This window comes from Synechococcus sp. W55.2, assembly GCF_047461635.1.
In the GTDB taxonomy this organism is placed as follows: domain Bacteria; phylum Cyanobacteriota; class Cyanobacteriia; order Thermostichales; family Thermostichaceae; genus Thermostichus.
Genome location: NZ_JANSHM010000003.1, coordinates 1 through 16972, shown reverse-complemented (window position 1 = coordinate 16972; position 16972 = coordinate 1). Strand labels below are relative to the sequence as shown.

12 protein-coding genes are annotated in these 16972 nt (G+C 60.6%); 7 read left to right on the top strand and 5 right to left on the bottom strand.

The features are described 5' to 3' along the window. Nucleotides 1-107 precede the first annotated feature (107 nt). On the top strand, nucleotides 108-1976 hold the full coding sequence (locus NW828_RS01225; protein WP_414380941.1) for an ABC transporter ATP-binding protein: 1869 nt from the start codon (nucleotides 108-110) through the stop codon (nucleotides 1974-1976). Nucleotides 1977-1997: 21 nt separating this feature from the next. On the opposite strand, the gene NW828_RS01220 is transcribed toward NW828_RS01225, so the two are convergent. Then, complete coding sequence (locus NW828_RS01220; RefSeq protein WP_041436551.1) at nucleotides 1998-2204, bottom strand: hypothetical protein; 207 nt, start codon at nucleotides 2202-2204, stop codon at nucleotides 1998-2000. A gap of 178 nt (nucleotides 2205-2382) precedes the next feature. Between NW828_RS01220 and NW828_RS01215 the strand changes: the two genes are divergently transcribed. The 3 genes from NW828_RS01215 to NW828_RS01205 all read left to right on the top strand — a co-directional run bounded on the left by NW828_RS01215 (nucleotide 2383) and on the right by NW828_RS01205 (nucleotide 4939). Beyond that, a complete protein-coding gene (locus tag NW828_RS01215; protein WP_041436554.1) occupies nucleotides 2383-2754 on the top strand; it encodes a hypothetical protein in 372 nt (123 codons plus the stop codon). Between the two features lie 198 nt (nucleotides 2755-2952). Then, nucleotides 2953-4464 (top strand): AAA family ATPase, encoded by a 1512-nt coding sequence (locus NW828_RS01210; protein WP_414380940.1) that lies wholly within the window; start codon nucleotides 2953-2955, stop codon nucleotides 4462-4464. A gap of 124 nt (nucleotides 4465-4588) precedes the next feature. Then, nucleotides 4589-4939 carry a DUF1257 domain-containing protein gene (locus NW828_RS01205; protein ID WP_011433295.1) on the top strand — a complete coding sequence of 117 codons (351 nt, stop codon included), beginning with the start codon at nucleotides 4589-4591 and terminating at the stop codon, nucleotides 4937-4939. Between the two features lie 124 nt (nucleotides 4940-5063). On the opposite strand, the gene NW828_RS01200 is transcribed toward NW828_RS01205, so the two are convergent. Continuing rightward, nucleotides 5064-6302: a phosphoglycerate kinase gene (locus tag NW828_RS01200; RefSeq protein WP_414380939.1), complete on the bottom strand. Its 1239-nt coding sequence runs from the start codon at nucleotides 6300-6302 to the stop codon at nucleotides 5064-5066. A gap of 207 nt (nucleotides 6303-6509) precedes the next feature. Here NW828_RS01200 and pds point away from each other — a divergent pair, with 207 nt between their 5' ends. From pds to NW828_RS01185, 3 genes are all read left to right on the top strand, one after another. Next, the gene (gene pds, locus NW828_RS01195) at nucleotides 6510-7928 is read left to right on the top strand and encodes a 15-cis-phytoene desaturase (protein WP_414355714.1); all 1419 of its coding nucleotides are present in this window, start codon (nucleotides 6510-6512) and stop codon (nucleotides 7926-7928) included. Nucleotides 7929-8084: 156 nt separating this feature from the next. Then, a complete protein-coding gene (locus tag NW828_RS01190) occupies nucleotides 8085-8972 on the top strand; it encodes a phytoene synthase (RefSeq protein ID WP_414380938.1) in 888 nt (295 codons plus the stop codon). Nucleotides 8973-9047: 75 nt separating this feature from the next. Further along, on the top strand, nucleotides 9048-9863 hold the full coding sequence (locus NW828_RS01185) for an ABC transporter permease (RefSeq protein WP_414342371.1): 816 nt from the start codon (nucleotides 9048-9050) through the stop codon (nucleotides 9861-9863). Here NW828_RS01185 and NW828_RS01180 read toward each other — a convergent pair. The 3 genes from NW828_RS01180 to NW828_RS01170 form a co-directional block, all read right to left on the bottom strand. Next, the gene (locus tag NW828_RS01180) at nucleotides 9860-14914 is read right to left on the bottom strand and encodes a DEAD/DEAH box helicase (protein ID WP_414380937.1); all 5055 of its coding nucleotides are present in this window, start codon (nucleotides 14912-14914) and stop codon (nucleotides 9860-9862) included. The genes NW828_RS01185 and NW828_RS01180 overlap by 4 nt on opposite strands. Nucleotides 14915-15006: 92 nt before the next feature. After that, nucleotides 15007-15213, bottom strand: coding sequence for a type II toxin-antitoxin system VapB family antitoxin (locus NW828_RS01175; RefSeq protein ID WP_011429230.1), 207 nt, complete (start codon nucleotides 15211-15213; stop codon nucleotides 15007-15009). A gap of 30 nt (nucleotides 15214-15243) precedes the next feature. After that, on the bottom strand, nucleotides 15244-16638 hold the full coding sequence (locus NW828_RS01170) for an endonuclease domain-containing protein (RefSeq protein WP_414380936.1): 1395 nt from the start codon (nucleotides 16636-16638) through the stop codon (nucleotides 15244-15246). Nucleotides 16639-16972 lie beyond the last annotated feature (334 nt).

Below are 16972 nucleotides of genomic sequence, written 5' to 3'. Positions count from 1 at the left end.
GGCGAGGAAACCCTTGCGGATCCCAAACTCCCTCTCCCTCAGGGAGAGCGCTTAGAGTAGATCAGTGCTCTCTATGAGTTGTCTTTGTTGTTCTCGGGTGTAAGCCTGTGAGCCTTGCCGCCTCTCCCCCCGATACCGATTTAAGTAGGGATCCCCGCCCGCGGCGAGAAAGCGATTGGCGGCTGCTGCGGCTGCTCTGGCCCTATGCCCGTCGGCACCTCAGGCTGGTGTTGGCGGCCTTGGCCTTTCTGCCTCCCTTGGCGCTGGCGGATGCGGTGCAGCCCTTGATTCTGCAGCGGGCTCTGGATGGCCCCATTGCCCAGGCTCTGGAACAGGGTGAGGCCGGGATCCTCTCCGACCTTTGGCCCTATGTGGGGCTGTTGATCCTAACGGTACTGGTTCGCTGGCTCTTCCAAGCCCTGGAAGGGTATGTCAGCCAAAAGCTGGGGCAGTTGATGACCCGCGACATCCGCGACGATCTCTTCGCCCACATTCTGGCCTTGCCGGCTCAGTTTTTCGACCGCACCCCGGTGGGCAAGTTGATCACCCGCATCACCAGCGACGTGGAAGCCTTGGGGGATGTCTTTTCCACCGGTGCCGTCGGCATTGTCAGCGACCTGTTTACTCTGGGGGTGATCGCGGTGGTCATGCTCAGCCAACGCTGGGATCTGGGCTTGCTGCTAATCCTCATCGTCCTGCCCATCAGCGCTGTTGTCCTCGAGTTGCAGCGCCGCTTTCGGGATGCCAACTTTCGCGTGCGCGAAGAACTCTCCAAGCTGAACTCCTGGATCCAGGAGAACATCTTGGGCATTACCGTGGTGCAACTGTTTCGACGGGAGCGGCTCAATAGCGAGATTTTTCAAACCATGAACCGCCGCTACATCCGGGAAGTGGATCAAACCATCCTCTATGATTCTGCCCTTTCTGCCGTTTTGGAGTGGGTGTCTTGGCTGGCCGTGGCGGCTTTGCTCTGGGTGGGCGGGCAGCAGGTGATGTCAGCCGGTAGGGGCTCAGTTGGAGGGGGATGGACGGGATCCCTGCCCCTGCCCGGGGAACCCCTCACCTTTGGCAGCCTCTACGCCTTTATTCTCTTTTCGCAACGGTTTTTCAACCCGCTGCGGCAGTTGGCGGAAAAGTTCACCGCCCTGCAGGCGGGGTTCACCGCCGTCGAGCGCATCGATGCCATCCTCAGCCTGCCGGTCGCCATCCGGGATCCCGCTCAGCCCCGCCACTTGCCCCCCAATGCCAGAGGAGAGGTGCAGTTCGAGCACGTCTGGTTTGCCTACAACCCCGGGGAGTGGGTGCTCAAAGACCTCACCTTCACCATCCGCCCCGGAGAAAAAGTGGCCCTGGTGGGGCCCACGGGAGCCGGGAAAAGCTCCATCATTCGCTTGCTCTGCCGTCTCTACGACGTAACCCAGGGATCTATTCGCATTGACGGCGTTGATATTCGGGATCTCCCCCAGGCTGAGCTGCACCGCCACCTAGGGGTAATCCTGCAGGATGGATTTTTGTTTTCCGGGGATATCCAGCAAAACATCACCCTAGGAGAGAAGGCAGATCTAGCGGCAGTGGAGCAGGTCGCCCGCCAACTCAACCTGCATGACTTCCTCCGCAATTTGCCCCAAGGCTACGCCACCCCTGTGCGAGAGCGGGGCAGCAACCTCTCCAGCGGCCAGAAACAGCTTATCAGCTTTGTGCGGGCCATGTGGCGGGATCCCAAAATCTTGGTTTTGGACGAAGCCACCGCCAGCCTGGATGTGGGCACCGAAGCGCTCCTGCAATCCGCTCTAGACACCCTGCTGCGGGATCGCACCGCCCTGATCATCGCCCACCGCCTTTCCACCATCCGCAATGTGGATCGCATTTTGGTTCTGCAGCGGGGGGAACTCAAGGAGCAGGGATCCCATGCCGAGCTCATGGCCCTCAGCGGGCTCTATGCCAGCCTCTATCGGCTGCAAGATCTGGGCGGCTAGCAGGGTGCTTCTGCCCAACCGTCAGCGACTGGCGCCAAAGCGAGACCGAATTGCCTTTAGGGTGGTGAAGCTGGCATCCGCGAACGCGATGCGAGCCTTGCAGAGTAACAGATTGCCGTTATCCACGGCAGTGTCTCTCAAGCTGGCCAAACCATCGCTGGCCTGCACCAGGGCACGGCGGCCCCAGCTGGAGAAATTTTTGCTGAGGGTGTTGATCAAGCGTTCCATAGGGATTGGACATTCCGCTCCTTGTCTTCCACCTAGCCTACTCCCCCAGCCGCAGGTATCCACAGAGGGCCATCAAGAAAATTGTTTGTTACAGATTGTTAAAAACTTGCCGTCAAGCCGGCAGACTGGCTATGATAGGCCCCAAGTTTGGCAAGCAATTCAAAGAAAGCGGTTAGCCATGAATCATCGGCCAGAGGTAGTGGAAGGCACAGAGTCCAAGCAGAAGGTGACCCTGTATCTCTCACCTGAGCTGCACCGGAATCTGAAGATTCGGGCTGCCGTGGAGCGGGAGCCGATGTCGGCAGTGGCAGAGAAGGCCATTACCTTCTATCTGCTTCACCCAGAGGTCATTGAAGGGGTACAAGGTAGCGCCTATCGTGTCCATCAATGTCCCAAGTGTAGTCACCCATTTGTTATCCGCGATGGAGAGGTGGTTTCCCTGCACCAGACATCGGCTGCCGAAGCCATCCTTGAAGAGGTGGAGCCAGAATACTGGGGATCGGCTGCTGGCTCGGAAGAGCAACGGCAGGATGCTCTGGTACCCTGCTAGAACGCTCCCAAGCGGGCCCCCTTCAGGAACTTGAGCTGATAGGAGCAGACAGCAACACAGAAGGCTTCTAAAATCCTCTCAAAATCCATCCAACAAGGGCGTACTCCCAAGTGCAATCCAATACCTAGGCAACTCGAACCCCATTTTTCAACCGTTCTGGCGGCTCCTGAAATTTCCCCTCTGCAGTTGGTGTTTCCCATGCAAGAGCTAAGCATCCTCATTCAAGCTCAATACCCACTGCTGTACCTGCTGACTCCAGAGGAGGAACGGGCAGAAGCGGCTCTGGCAGCAATTGCCCGCACCCTTAAGCCTCAGCGTCGCCTATTCATTTGGACAGTTACCCACGGCATCGTCGAATACGGCAACCCCCGCAGCCTCACCCAGCACAACACCCAATCCCCCCAGCCCGCCATCCAGTGGGTAATGGAGCAAAAGGATCCCGCCATCTGCGTCTTCAAAGACCTACATGACTTCTTGGACAACACCGAGGTGAAGCGCTGGCTGCGGGATGCTATTGCCAGCCTGAAGGGATCCCACAAAACCATCCTGCTCATGTCGCCGGTGCAGGTGATCCCGGTCGAGCTGGAGAAAGACATTTGCGTAGTGGACTTCCCCCTGCCGGACATGGCCACATTGGAGCGCGCCCTCAACCGCCAGCTGGAGCAGATCCCGCGCTCCCTGCCTTTGGCTCCTGATACCCGCGAAAAGTTGCTCAAGGCGGCCCTGGGCCTAACGCAGGACGAGGCAGAAAAAGTCTACCGCAAGGCTGTGGTGATGCATGGTCGCCTCACCGAGGCAGAAGTAGACATCATCCTCTCTGAGAAGAAGCAACTGATCCGGCGCAACGGCATTCTCGAGTTTATTGAAGAGGACGAGACCATCGACGCCGTTGGCGGCCTCGAGGAGTTAAAGCGCTGGTTGCTGCAGCGTTCCGAGGCTTTTACCGAGCGAGCCCGCGCCTACGGGCTACCTGCCCCCAAGGGCTTGCTGATCCTGGGCGTGCCCGGCTGCGGTAAGTCGCTGATCGCCAAGACCACTGCCCGTCTCTGGGGCCTGCCCCTGCTGCGTCTGGACATGGGCCGCGTTTATGATGGCTCCATGGTGGGCAAATCGGAAGCAAATCTGCGTAGTGCCCTGCGGACTGCTGAATCTCTCGCCCCTGCCATCCTTTTCATCGACGAGCTGGACAAAGCCTTTGCCGGGTCAGCAGGCTCCAGCGATTCCGACGGGGGCACCTCTAGCCGCATCTTTGGCTCCTTCCTGACCTGGATGCAGGAGAAACGCTCGCCGGTTTTTGTCATGGCCACGGCCAACCGTGTGGATCGTCTGCCGGGTGAATTCCTGCGCAAGGGCCGTTTTGACGAGATTTTCTTCGTGGATCTCCCCAACATCAACGAGCGCATCGAGATCTTTCGGATCCACCTGCAGAAGCGGCGGCGCGATATCAGCCGCTTTAACCTGCGCCAGCTAGCTGCCGCCTGTGAAGGCTTCTCCGGCGCAGAGATCGAACAAGTTTTGATTGCTGCCATGTACGAAGCGTTTGCCCAGAACCGTGAGTTTACCCAGCTGGACATTCTGGCAGCAACGAAAGCAACTCAACCGCTATCTCGCACCATGACGGAGCAAGTGGTAGCGTTGAGGGAATGGGCCCAGCAGCGGGCTCGGCCTGCAGCGGCCTCTGTAGCCGAGTACCAGCGGCTGGAGTTCTAGGAGGAGGTGAGGATCCAAAGCTACCTTGACAGAAGCAGGCACAGCAGGGCCCAAACCTTCCCCAAAGAACAGTGCCCATTGTTTGTGTCGATGTTCCAACCCCTATACAAAGGAGAGAAACACCATGTCTCATTTTAGCACCCTGCGTACCAAAATCACTGACGGTCAAGTCCTGATCAACTCTCTGCGCGATCTCGGCTACACCGTTAAGCTGAACGCCGACGTGCGTGGCTACAACGGCCAGCGTGTTCGCGCTGACATCGTGGCTCAGTTGGAAGGCGACTACGACCTGGGCTGGTCGAAGAATCCCGACGGTTCCTACGACCTGATCGCCGATCTGTGGGGCGTGGCCAAGAAGCACAACCAAACCGAGTTGATCAACTCCATCAACCAAAAGTACGCCGTCAACAAGACCTTGGCCGAGGTGAAGCGTCCTGGCCTGAACAACGCCAACGTTAAAGTGGTGGTGCACTAAGCCGGATCCTGTCTCGCCATCGCTGCAGCGATCTACACCGACTAAGGCTAAGAGGGGCTGGGTTCAGCCCCTACTTTGTTGATTCGGTTTTTGTGTTGGATGAGCTGTGATCCAAAGGAGAAGCCTAGGCTTCCGTGAGGGCGGCAATGCCGGGCAGCACTTTGCCTTCCAATAGCTCCAAGCTGGCCCCGCCGCCGGTGGAGATATGGGTCATTTTGTCGGCCAGGCCCACTTTTTCCACGGCAGCCACCGAGTCTCCCCCGCCGATGATGGTGGTGGCTCCCGCTTGAGTGAGATCGGCCAGGGTGCGGGCAATGGCTTCTGTGCCCAGGGCAAAGCGGTCGAATTCGAACACGCCCATTGGCCCGTTCCAGACCACGGTTTGGCACCCCTGCAGGGCGGACTGAAAAGCTTTTACCGATTCTGGGCCGATGTCCAAGCCCATCCAATCCTCGGGGATGGCGTGGATGGAAACCGTCTGGGCGTTGGCGTCTTTGTCAAACCTATCGGCTACCACCACATCCACCGGCAGCAGCAGCTCCACCCCCCGCTCTTTGGCTTTTTCCATCAGGGAGCGGGCCAGATCCAGCTTGTCGGTTTCCACCAAAGACTTGCCGGTTTGGATCCCTTGGGCTTGGTAAAAGGTAAAGATCATGCCGCCGCCCAGCAGGAGCTTGTCCACTTTTTCCAGGAGCCGCTCAATGACGCCGATTTTGCTGGACACTTTGGAGCCGCCGATGATGGCTGCCAAGGGCCGCCGGGGATCCTCAATGGCGCCGGAGAGGAATTGCAGCTCCCTTTCCACCAGGTAGCCAGCCACAGCAGGCTGGAGATAGGCGGTAACGCCGGCAGTAGAGGCGTGGGCGCGGTGGGCGCTGCCAAAGGCGTCGTTGACAAACAGGTCGGCCAGTGAGGCCAGCTTGCGGGCAAATTCCGGGTCGTTGTCCTCCTCTTCTGGGTAGAAGCGGACGTTTTCCAGCAGGGCCACCTGGCCGTTTTCCAGGCGGTTCACTACCGCCTCGGCCTCGGGGCCGATGCAGTCGGGGGCAAAGGCAACCGGCTGGCCCAGCAATTGAGAAAGACGGGTGGCTACGGGGGCCAGGCTATTGCCCTCGCGGGCGACCTTAACCGCGCCTGTCTCTTTGTCCTTCTTGACGGGGCGGCCCAGGTGGCTGGTGAGGATCACTTTGGCGCCTGCCTGGGTGAGGGCCTGGATGGTGGGCAGGGAGGCGCGAATGCGGGTGTCGTCGGTGATGTTGCCCTGGGGATCCAACGGGACGTTGAAGTCGGCGCGCACCAGCACGCGCTTGCCGTTTAAATCAAAGCCAGATGACAGCAGGGATCCCAGTGTTTGTTTGGCCATCGTTGTTTTCCCCCGGACTGCAGAAAATCTTTATTTTTTCTTCCGTATGTATCCTACCAGCGATTGGGATCCCGGCAGTGAGACCGATGGGCTTCGGGATCCCCTTGTTCCGCTGCTTTTGCTGGGTCGGCCTTCCGTCTGCCCCTTGGCCCCGGCAATTGTAACGGTTTGCAAATAGAATAAAAATGTTGCTTTGTCGTTACCCTCATGCGTGTTGCCATTGCTGGTGGCGGGCTGGCCGGGCTGGCCTGTGCCAAGTATCTCTGCGATGCCGGGCATCAACCGCTCCTCTTTGAGCGGCGGGATGTTTTGGGTGGCCTGGTGGCTGCCTGGAAAGATGCCGACGGCGACTGGATCGAGACGGGGCTGCACAACTTTTTTGGCGCCTACCCCAACACGTTGCAGCTGTTCCGGGAGCTGGGCATCTCCGATCGCCTGCAGTGGAAGGAACACAGCTTGATTTTCAACCAGCCGGACAAGCCGGGCACCTATTCCCGCTTTGACCTGCCGGATATTCCCGCTCCTTTCAACGCCATTGTCGGCATCTTGCGCAACAACGACATGCTCACCTGGGGGGAAAAGGTGAAGTTTGCCCTGGGGCTGGTGCCGGCCATGATTCGCGGCCAGCGCTATGTGGAGCAGATGGATCGCTATAGCCTCTTGGAATGGCTGCGGCGGCAGGGTATTGACGAGCGGGTCAACACCGATATTTTCATTGCCGTCTCCAAGGCCCTGGCCTTCATCAACCCGGAGGAGATCTCGGCCATGGTGCCCCTGACGGCCTTGAACCGCTTTTTGCAGCAAAAAGATGGCTCTAGGATTGCCTACCTAGACGGCGCTCCCCCAGAGCGGCTCTGCCAGCCGATGGTGGACTACATTGTCGCCCGTGGGGGGGAAGTGCATTTGAAGGCGGCGTTGCAGGACATTCGTCTCAACCCTGACGGCAGCGTGGCCGGGTTTTGCTTAGCCACCCCCTCTGGGCCGGTGGAGGTGACTGCCGATGCCTATGTCTCGGCCCTTTCGGTGGACGCGCTCAAGGAGCTGCTGCCGGCGCAGTGGTGGGGGATCCCCTTTTTCCAAAAGCTGCGTGAACTGGAGGGGGTACCAGTAATTAGCCTGCAGATCTGGTTTGACCGCAAGATTACTCACATCGATCACTCCTTGTTTTCCCGCTCGCCGCTATTGAGCGTGTATGCCGACATGAGCAACACCTGCCGGGCCTATGCCGATCCGGAGCGGTCCATGTTGGAGCTGGTGCTGGCTCCGGCTGCCGAGTGGATTGATCGCGGCGATGAGGAGATCTTTGCCGCCACGCTGGAGGAACTGAAAAAACTCTTTCCCCAGCACCTTACCGGCCCCAACCCCGCCCGCGTGCGCAAGTGGGTGGTGGTGAAAACGCCGCGCTCGGTCTACAAGGCTACCCCTGGCAGACAGCAATATCGCCCCACTCAAGTTACCCCCATTCCCAACTTCTTCTTGGCGGGCAGCTACACCCTACAGCCCTTCCTGGGCAGCATGGAGGGGGCCATCCTCTCCGGCAAGTGGGCGGCGGAGGCCATCAACAAGGGGATCCCATTTCAACGCGCTTCTGTCTCGGCCTCAACTCTGGCAGCTGCGGGGGTCTAGCTCTCCGCCGTCCGCCTCCTATGCCTTTTGAATCTTTCTTTTCCCCACAACCTCTTCTAGGCTATCCGCGGCGTCCGCTTTCCCGTAGTGTTGATATGTGCCCTCGCCGTTCCTCTTCCTTCTCTATCCTGGCCCTGTGCTCCTGGAGATAGCCAGATGAGTCCGCTTGAGCAATCTTTTGCCCTCTGTCGCCAGATTACGGCCAAGCACGCTAAGACTTTCTACCTGGGATCCCTGCTCTTGCCCCAGTCCAAACGGCGGGCCATCTGGGCCATCTACGCTTGGCTGCGGCAAACCGATGAGTTGCTGGATGGACTGGAAGCCAGCCAGGCAGAGGTGGAGGTCACCCGCAGCAAGCTGGAGCAGTGGGGATCCCATCTGGAGTCCCTGTTCCAGGGGGGTGAGCCTCAGGTTGCCACCGACCTGGCCCTTATCCACACCATCCGCACCTACCGCCTTTCCATCGAGCCGTTTCGCGAGATGCTGCGGGGGCAGAGCATGGACTTGGATACCCAGCGCTACGCCACCTGGGAGGATCTGCGGGTCTACTGCTACCGCGTGGCTGGGGTGGTAGGGCTGATGTGCTCGGAGATCATGGGGTTTGTGCCGGGCCGGGATGGCCGCGAAGAGGCGGTGGCCTTGGGGATCGCCATGCAGCTCACCAACATTTTGCGGGATGTGGGGGAAGATGCCCGCCGCGGACGGATCTACATCCCCCTCGAAGATCTGCGCCGCTTCAACTACTCTGAGCGGGATTTGTTTGACTATGTTATCGACGAGCGCTGGATGGCTTTGATGGACTATGAGATCCGGCGGGCTAGAGAGCTCTATGCCCAAGCGGAACGGGGGATCCCTACCCTGCAGCCGGACTCCCGCTGGCCGGTAGCCGCTTCCTTGATGCTCTACCGGCAGATTCTCAACGCCATCGAGCGCAACCACTACCAGGTTTTTCGCACCCGCGCTTACGTGTCCACTCTCAGCAAGGCATTGGCGCTGCCGGTGGCCTGGTGGCGGTCGCGGCGCTCCAACTACTACGGTTACTAGTAGGGAGCAGCAAGTAGTTCCCCACGGCCGCGGCAGCAGAAAACAAGAAGACCTCTAATACAGCGAAGAAAACCTATGGTAAGCCGTGCCCTGACCCTACCCTATCAGCGAATCTGGGAAGACAGTTTAACCATCTTCTGGCGCGACTGGCTGGATCTGCGGGGGCGAGTTTGGCAGGTGGTGGCCTCGGGGCTGGTGGCTCCCCTCATCTACATTGTTGCCTTTGGGGTGGGCCTAGGGGGATCCCTGCGGGCCGAAGCTTTGGCCGAGGTGGCCGGATCCACGGCGGCAGGTTCTTATTTGCGCTTTATCTTGCCGGGGATGGTGGCTCTTTCAGCCATGACCATCAGCTTTGCCGGCACCACCTTCTCCATTTGTGGATCGCGGCTATTTACCAAGAGCTTTGAAGAGCTGCTGCTGTTGCCGGTGCACCCCTTGTCTTTGCATCTGGGCAAGGTGCTGGCGGGCATTGCCCGCGGCCTGCTGACGGCCTTGGGGGTGTTGGCGGTGGGGGTGCTGGGTACGGGGGCCTGGGGCCTGCTTCACCCCTTGTCGCTGTTGGTTCTACTTTTGGATTGCGCCGTCTTTGCCGGCATTGGGGTAATTGCTGGCTTGAAGGTGCCCAGCCTGGAGAGTGTGGGCGTGCTAACCAACTTTTTGATTACGCCCATGTCTTTCCTAGGGGCCACCTTTTTCGATCCCGCCCAGTTGCCGACCTACCTGCAGGTGCTGGTCTATTGCCTGCCCCTTTCCTACGCCAGCATTGGCATGCGGGCAGCCGCCTACCAGCCGCTTGCGGAGTTTCCCTGGTACACGGTGGGAGTTTTGGGCGGCTTGGCGGTAATCCTGGCTTTTGTGGGAGCTTATCTGTTTTCCCACCAGCAGGACTAGCTGCCCTTGCCAAATACTTCTGGGTAGCGAGCCAGCTGCTCTTGCAAATCTTGGTTGTAGCGCAGAACAAGCACGCGGTAGCCCCGTCCCTGCAGCTGCGAGCGCAGTTGGCGATCCCGTTCCGCTTGGGCAGGCTGGTCGTGGACTGGGCCATCGCAGAAGATGCAGATGTTGGGGCTGTAGAAGAAGTCAACGACGCAGTCGGGATCGGCAATGGCTTTCTGGGCATCCTCAGGCAGCCGATACCCTCCTGCTGCCAGCGTTTCGAGAAAGCGGCGCTCCAGTTCAGAGCGAGGGTCCAGGAGCTGGCGCAGCCACTCCAGGTGCTCTTGACGGGAGCGGCCCAGGGAGCGCAGCTCGGTGCGGCTGTTGGCCAGCGCCCCCAAGAGATCCCGGATTTGGTGACGGTCAAGCTGCAGCGCTTCCCGTTGGTTGGCATAGCTGAGCAGGCACTCGTAGCAGGCTGCCCGGCACTCCAGTTGCCGATCTTGGATCCCCTCTTCCGAAAGCTGGAAGTGGCAGATCTCCAGAGCCACTTGGGCCACCTCGGCAAGGGCATGGGGCTCTTCCACCAGCCGCCGCAGGACGCCAGCTCCCCCTTCGGCGGTCTCGTAGAGGAGGATGGCGCGATGGGATCCCTGACCAATGGACTCGGCCGCCAGCTCCGTCTCCTCCAGCTCAAAGGTCTCCTCGATTCCCCGCTTGAGGGCATAGCGCAGGGTGGTCTCCAGGGCCTGCAGATTCCCCAGGCTGGGCTGAACCAGCCGCACCAGCAAGAGGTTTTGGGTAGCGCGCACTGCCAGGCGGATGGGCTGCAAGGACATCTGGCTAGACGAGCTAGCCCTATTGCCCCCAAGCTGATCTCGAGAAGGGACTTCGCCATTGTCAAAGTTGACCAGGAAACCTCGCCCCCCACTGCCCCGCCAGCCGGAGTTGATGCGCAGCAGCGTGGCGGCTGGGGCATAGCGCAACTGCAGCAGGGGAGTTTCGCCCCTTAGCACGTCGGCTTCCTGGACGCGGTAGCCTGAACTTTCGGGAGCAAACTGAAAGAAAGTCTGCAGCTCGTATCCCTGGCGCCGCCGCTCTTCTTCGTCGGCAGTAATGCGATCCCGGCGCCGCATGCGCACATTAGGCATTTCCAGAAGCTGCGCTAAAAGGCTATTTTGCCCATCGAAGCGGGTACCGCAGACGGGGCAGCAATCCAAGGAGGGATCCCCAAAGGCCCCACAGCTAAAGCAGAGCTTGTGGCTGCTTTTGCGCTCCTCCAGGCCGCCGGGCGGAGCCTGAAAGGCCACCGATTCCCACTGGCAGCCCTCGTGGTAGAGGAAGTTGTGGGGGGCAAACTCGCGAATGGCCAAAAACCGGGGCCGGGCGATGAACTCCCCTTCGCTGCCGCGGGGCACCCAGGCCCGCACGGGCAAGGCGGGGAAGTTGTAGCCGGGCAGGAACCCTTCGCTGGCTAGGTAGCGGTAGGGGTAGAAGTCGCTTTCCTCCCGCTGGGTATCGATTTGCAACAGCAGGTTCCGCTGGCGCAGAGCCTCCTGCTGGCGGCGCCTGGCTTCCTGCTGGTCTTCCCGGCGGCGAGCCGTCTGCAGTTGCTGGTTGGCGGCTTCTAGCTGTTGCGTGGCGGCCCGATAGAGCTCCCGCCAGCGGTCAAAAGCGCGGTCAAAGGCGCGGGGGGCTTCTTCAATAACCTGCTGGATCCAGCGCCGGCTAAACCAGCCGCTGCGCTCTAGCACTTCCCGGTCAGCAGCCAAGAGCGCCTCCACCCGCTCTGCCACCTCTTGGCGGGCTGCCTCCCCTAGCTGGATGGAGGCAACCACCTCTTCCCGCAGGGGCAACTCTGGCCGATCCAAGTTGATGACCGTTTCGATGGAGTTGCCCAAGGGCAGGCGCACCTGGGCCAGCCAGACGGCGTGGATGTGGGCCCGCAGCAGCGACTCATTGGCCAGGTCCAGGCGGGGAGGTCGCACCCGTCCAGCCACCATTTCGGCCCGGCGGCGAAAGTAGTACTGGTCGTGGCTGTTGAAGGCGCCGCAGTAGCTGAGGATGAGCCCCGGCTGCCCCTGGCGACCGGCCCGACCGCTGCGCTGGGCGTAGTTGGCTGGCGTTGGGGGAACGTTGCGCAGGTGCACCAGATCCAGATCGGCAATGTCGACCCCCAGCTCTAGGGTGGGAGAGCAAATGAGGTAGGGAAGGCGGCGCTCCCCGGGCTCATTGCGGAAGCGTCTCTCTCGCCGCTCCCGCTCCCCCGGCTGGACCACCTGGGCGGTGTGCTCTCTGGCTTCCAGGGATCCTAGCCCTGCTGCCCCGGCTCGGTAGAGCTCCTGAAAGAAGGGGTTGATGGGACGGCGGACAGAGGTGTAGCCCTCCTGCTGGGCGCTGCGGGAATACAGAGGATCCGGCGGCGGCAGGCCATCCCCCAGACACCAGCGCAGACAGCCGGCGTCTAGCTGGTAGGCTACCTGGCCATTTTCCACGTGGCGCCGTAGCAGGCCCTGTCTGACCAGGAGAGACAGCAGGGACTCCAAAAACCTGTCGTAGGCTTCCTGGGTTAGATCAAGGCGCCTGCAGAGGAAGCGACCAATGGTGCTGCGGCGGCCCAGGCTAAGCATTTGCCCGTTTTCCCGGGAAGGGTTCTGGCCAAAGCAGCGAGCCGTCCGCAATTCCTCATGCTCTTCCAGGCCCCAAAACTCATTGAGATATTGCTGGGCGCGCCGGCGCAGCCTTCTCTGGGGCTCTGCCTTGAGCACGGGCACGTCGATGGCCAATTGGCGCCGAAACTGATCCAACAGAGCCCGCAGCAGTTGCTCTTGCTCCTCAGGGCTGGCTTGGGCAAACCAGGGGTGAAGGGAAGCCAGGGCTGAATTTTGGCAGAGCTCCCCGAGGCCGCGGTACTCGATTTTCAGCAGGCCCACCTGTTCCAAGTTGGGGTGGGTAACCCGCCAGCCGCGCCGCAGATCTTCATAGAGCCGGTATTCGGTTAGCTCGCTAAAGGTCTGCCACACTTCCTCGGCACTGGGCGAGTCGGGATCCAAAGCCGGGTTTTGGGCAATGTCGGCAAGCTCCAGGCCAGAAGCCCGCACCACTTCCTGGGCCACCTCGTCAAAGCCCAGCTCTTTTTTCTTGAGGAGGGCAGCATAGAGCGAGGCCCGCAGAAGGGCCACATGCACAAAATCGTTGAAGTGGCCGGCCTGCAGGGAGGCGTCCTGGCGGTTGTCGGTAAAAGTCAGCAGCTTGCTGCAAGCGGCCTGGGTTTGCTCGGCATGGCGCAGCAGGGAGGTGCCAAGGATGGTGGTGGCGCTGGAGCGGCCTTCGCTAGAGAGGGAAGCCAGCTTGACAAACTCCCGCTCGCGGGCGGTGTAGTACTCGCCGCAGGCCAAGCAGAGGGAAAAAGGCTGGGGCTGCCACCACATCTTCTGGGCCTCCGCCTGGGGTTGCTCGGAAAAGGATCCGTCGGGGCGCACCCAGACTGCTTGGGGGACGCGGCTTTTCCAGTTGGGCTTGAGCCTGCCCTCAGGGGTGTACCAATCTTCAGGGATCTGCTCTGGCGACCACTCGTTTTCAACGGGATCCAGGCTCAGGTAGCCGGCTTGCTGGTCTTCAGCCTCCTCCATCTCTTCTCCGATGGGATAGGGCAAAAACTGCCCCCTTGCCTTCAAGACATGGTAATAGTCGTGCCCGCACTGGCGGCAGAACTTGACGGGGAAAAACAGCTTCCCTTCCCCAGCTTGCATTTGCCCTTCCAGGGAAAATTGCCGCTTTTCCCGGCTCTCCAAGGTGGCGTACAGGGTGCGGCCCTGGGAGATAAACTGGTGCAGCTTGAAGGCGACTCCCCAAGTGCTGCCCTCTTTGAGGCTGCTGGCATGGGCCAGAAACTGGCGCAGGGATTTGGCGCAGGTTGCGGGATCCCTGGCGGCCACCTCGGCCAGTTGGGCGGCTACCTTGGAAAGCTCCCTGGGCACGCGGCGCCTGAAGCTGCCATCGGGACTTTGCTCCAGGCCCAGCTCATACTCTAGCCAGCGCATCAGGGGATGGCGGCGCAGATCGGCCTGGTTTGTAGGCCAAGGCAAGTCCAGGGCGCTCTTCAGCTCTGCCACCGTGGGTGGGCCGCCCTCGGTGAGGGGGGCCAGGGTTTCCTCAATGACGTGCTCCGGCCCAAAGGGATGGCCGAAAAAGCGGCTGGCAAAGGCGGCTACAGTCTGGCGGCGCTCCTGGGCGTCGGCTTCTGGTCGGGAGATCATGGTGGCGCTGGTGCCAATATGCACCAAGTTCTTGGCCCCACAGCGTCCTTTTAGGCGGCGAACCAGCATGGCCACATCCGCCCCTTGCCGACCCCGGTAGGTGTGCAGCTCGTCAAAGACCAGAAAGCGCAGCCCTCCCATCTCGGGATTCAAAAACCGCTGATCTTCAGGACGAACCAGGAGGAGTTCTGCCATCACATAGTTGGTGAGCAGAATTTGAGGTGGATCCCGCCGTAGCTGGTCTCGTTCGTTTTCCGAAGTTTCCCCGGTGTATCTGGCAAAGCGCACCGGAAAAGGGCGATGGTAGTTGCGCTCGTACCGCTCGCACAGGGCTTGCAAAGACTGGTATTGAGAGTTCACCAAGGCATTCATGGGGTAGACCACAATGGCCACCACCTGATGACGGGATCCCCCCTGGCGGATCCAGTTGTCGAGAATGGGCAGGAAGTAGCAAAGGCTTTTGCCGGAGCCGGTGCCGCTGGTTACCACAAAGCTTTCCCCGGCCAGAGCTTTCTCGATGGCCTCCTCCTGGTGGCGGTAGAGGCGAAAGGGCCTGCCATCTTCAAAGCGGAAAATGTGGGCTGTTTCTTGGGCAATGCGCCCGGCCTCGGCCAGCTCGTCAACGGTTGGGCCGGGTACATAAGCAGGGCTTAGCTGGATGAGAGGCTCTGGCCAGAGGTGGATCCCTTCTTCCAGAGCTTGGTCTACAAACGCCTGTGCCCGTGGGTCGGCAATGAGAAAAAAGGAGCGGACGAAATTGGCGTAGTCCTTTAGAACCCTCTCGTGCAGGTCAAAAATGGTGGCCATCGGGGCTCTCCAAAGCCATTTTGGCTAGGTTAAGCCTAGCAGGTGTTCTAGCGACTGCAAGAGGATCGCCCTGAGGCTTGGGCTGGGAGATCTTAGGGAGAGGAGAGGCGTTGCTCGTGCAGATCTCCCTCCCATTTCAACTTGCCGCGTAAGTTGCGGATCTCGGCTTGCTCGTAGAGCCGAATGAGGGTGCGCAGCGCTTCGTGAATTATCTCGCGCTTGGTCTTGAGGCCGGTTAGCTGGCGAGCCCGCTCGATCAACTCGATCAGCTCGTCATCCAAGACAACGTTAGTCCGCATGGGAAGCTCCCCTGTTTACGCATAATGAAATTAGTGTTGCGCCAGCTTCTCCCATGCCTCTAGCACCAGCCGCCGGGTGCGGTATTCGCCGTATTGACGTATCTCCTTCTCCTTCAGCACGCGAAAGGTTTCACCGGGGAAGGTGCTAGCGGCAATACGGGCAGCATACCCCGCCGGGTCGAGCAGGTCGCGCACCTCTTCCCACGGATCGAGGATGTCGGCAAGTTCGCGTTCGGTGAGGTCTGCCGGGTCGAGGATGTAGCGCAGTTGCTTGCGCGTCAGGCCGTAGAGCTGGGCGTAGTACGCATCGAGTTCGGCACGCAGCACCGCGCGGCGGTCTTCGTCCCAGCGAAAGGGCGGAAAGGGGATGCCCTTCTGCGGGTTGGTTTCGATCTCCGGGTAAGCGCTGATCCAGGATGGCAGGCGCCATTCATGCCCGCCGGTAGCGATACGGTTCGCATCCCATGCAGCATGGATGGCTGCCCGCAGCCCGTCATCAGCTTCGTTCCACACATCGTCGGCGAAGGGCTTGAGATCCCAGGCAGTATAGGTCAGTTCCAGTGCGCGCGGCACAATGAAGGCGAGATCGGCGGGGGTGTAGGCAGTGGGGGGAAAAATAGGGAGTTGGCGGAGGATGAAGAAAGTAAGATGCGTCCCACCAATTTTCTGGCGCAATGCCCAATCAAAAATCAGGACATTTAGATTGGCTAGAAAACACGAGAGATGAATAGCCGAAATCTCACCCGTAAGGACTATGGGCATCGTACCTCCTACCCCAACTCTGGGCAGCAGGCTGAAGATGGCGGTGCGCTCGTTGGTGGCGTTGGTCACATCGCGGAAGCCGAGCAGCCAGCCGCGTTGCCACGCGCCCAGGCGGGCTTGCACTTCTTCGGCGGGCACCCAGTACCAGGGCTGGACGACGAAGTGCGGGTCGGCGTGCTGGTGCTCATCAGGCGTGGGCAGTTGGGTGCTGGAGCGGTCGCTCACGCCCTCATAGGTGCCGTAGCGGTGGTCGTAGTGCCAGATCATTTTGGCTTCGTAGAGGGGGAGGTAGCCCTCACCCCCGGCCCCTCTCCCAAGGCTTTGGGAGAGGGGAGAAGGATGCTCGTAGGAATGGGCAGTGACATAGGCAGCAATCTCTTGGAGGACTTGTTCTGTGTGGTCGAATATCTGCTCATTGGTAAAGCGCAGCATGGCAAAGCCATGTTCGCGCAGGATTTCCTCCCGCAAACGGTCGCGTTCCTGCTGAGTGGGTTCACGGTGCACGCCGCCATCTATCTCAATGATCAGGCGGGCATCGTCACAGAAGAAGTCGGCGATGAATTGTCCAATCGGATGTTGACGTCGGAATTTTCGGCCTAGCAGCCGACGGTCACGCAACAATTCCCAGAGCAGGCTTTCGGCGGTCGTCGCCTCGCGACGCAACTGCCGCGCCCTGGCAATCAGTTCCCGGCTGGCCCTGGGTAACTTGTACTCCCCCTCTCCCGCAGCGCGAGAAGAGAGGTCGGGGGCTGCGATCCTTCCCCCCTCTCCCGCAGCGTGGGAGAGGGGGCTAGGGGGTGAGGGCACAAACACATTCCCCACCAACCGATACCCCTGCTGCTCCAATTCTGCCCGTGTGCGGAAGAGGTGCGAGTCGTTGGACATATCGAACATGCGCAGGAAGCGCACGCCCCAGGGGTGGGGGGGGGGGGGGGGGGGGGGGGGGGGGGGGGGGGGGGGGGGGGGGGGGGGGGGGGGCGGGGGGGGGGGGGGGGGG

Excerpts from the sequence above, each read along its gene's own strand:
- NW828_RS01185 (WP_414342371.1), top strand. The coding sequence starts at position 9,048 with ATGGTAAGCCGTGCCCTGACCCTACCCTATCAGCGAATCTGGGAAGAC.
- NW828_RS01215 (WP_041436554.1), top strand. The coding sequence starts at position 2,383 with ATGAATCATCGGCCAGAGGTAGTGGAAGGCACAGAGTCCAAGCAGAAG.
- NW828_RS01220 (WP_041436551.1), bottom strand. The coding sequence starts at position 2,204 with ATGGAACGCTTGATCAACACCCTCAGCAAAAATTTCTCCAGCTGGGGC.
- NW828_RS01210 (WP_414380940.1), top strand. The coding sequence starts at position 2,953 with ATGCAAGAGCTAAGCATCCTCATTCAAGCTCAATACCCACTGCTGTAC.
- pds (WP_414355714.1), top strand. The coding sequence starts at position 6,510 with ATGCGTGTTGCCATTGCTGGTGGCGGGCTGGCCGGGCTGGCCTGTGCC.
- NW828_RS01175 (WP_011429230.1), bottom strand. The coding sequence starts at position 15,213 with ATGCGGACTAACGTTGTCTTGGATGACGAGCTGATCGAGTTGATCGAG.
- NW828_RS01180 (WP_414380937.1), bottom strand. The coding sequence starts at position 14,914 with ATGGCCACCATTTTTGACCTGCACGAGAGGGTTCTAAAGGACTACGCC.
- NW828_RS01205 (WP_011433295.1), top strand. The coding sequence starts at position 4,589 with ATGTCTCATTTTAGCACCCTGCGTACCAAAATCACTGACGGTCAAGTC.
- NW828_RS01200 (WP_414380939.1), bottom strand. The coding sequence starts at position 6,302 with ATGGCCAAACAAACACTGGGATCCCTGCTGTCATCTGGCTTTGATTTA.
- NW828_RS01190 (WP_414380938.1), top strand. The coding sequence starts at position 8,085 with ATGAGTCCGCTTGAGCAATCTTTTGCCCTCTGTCGCCAGATTACGGCC.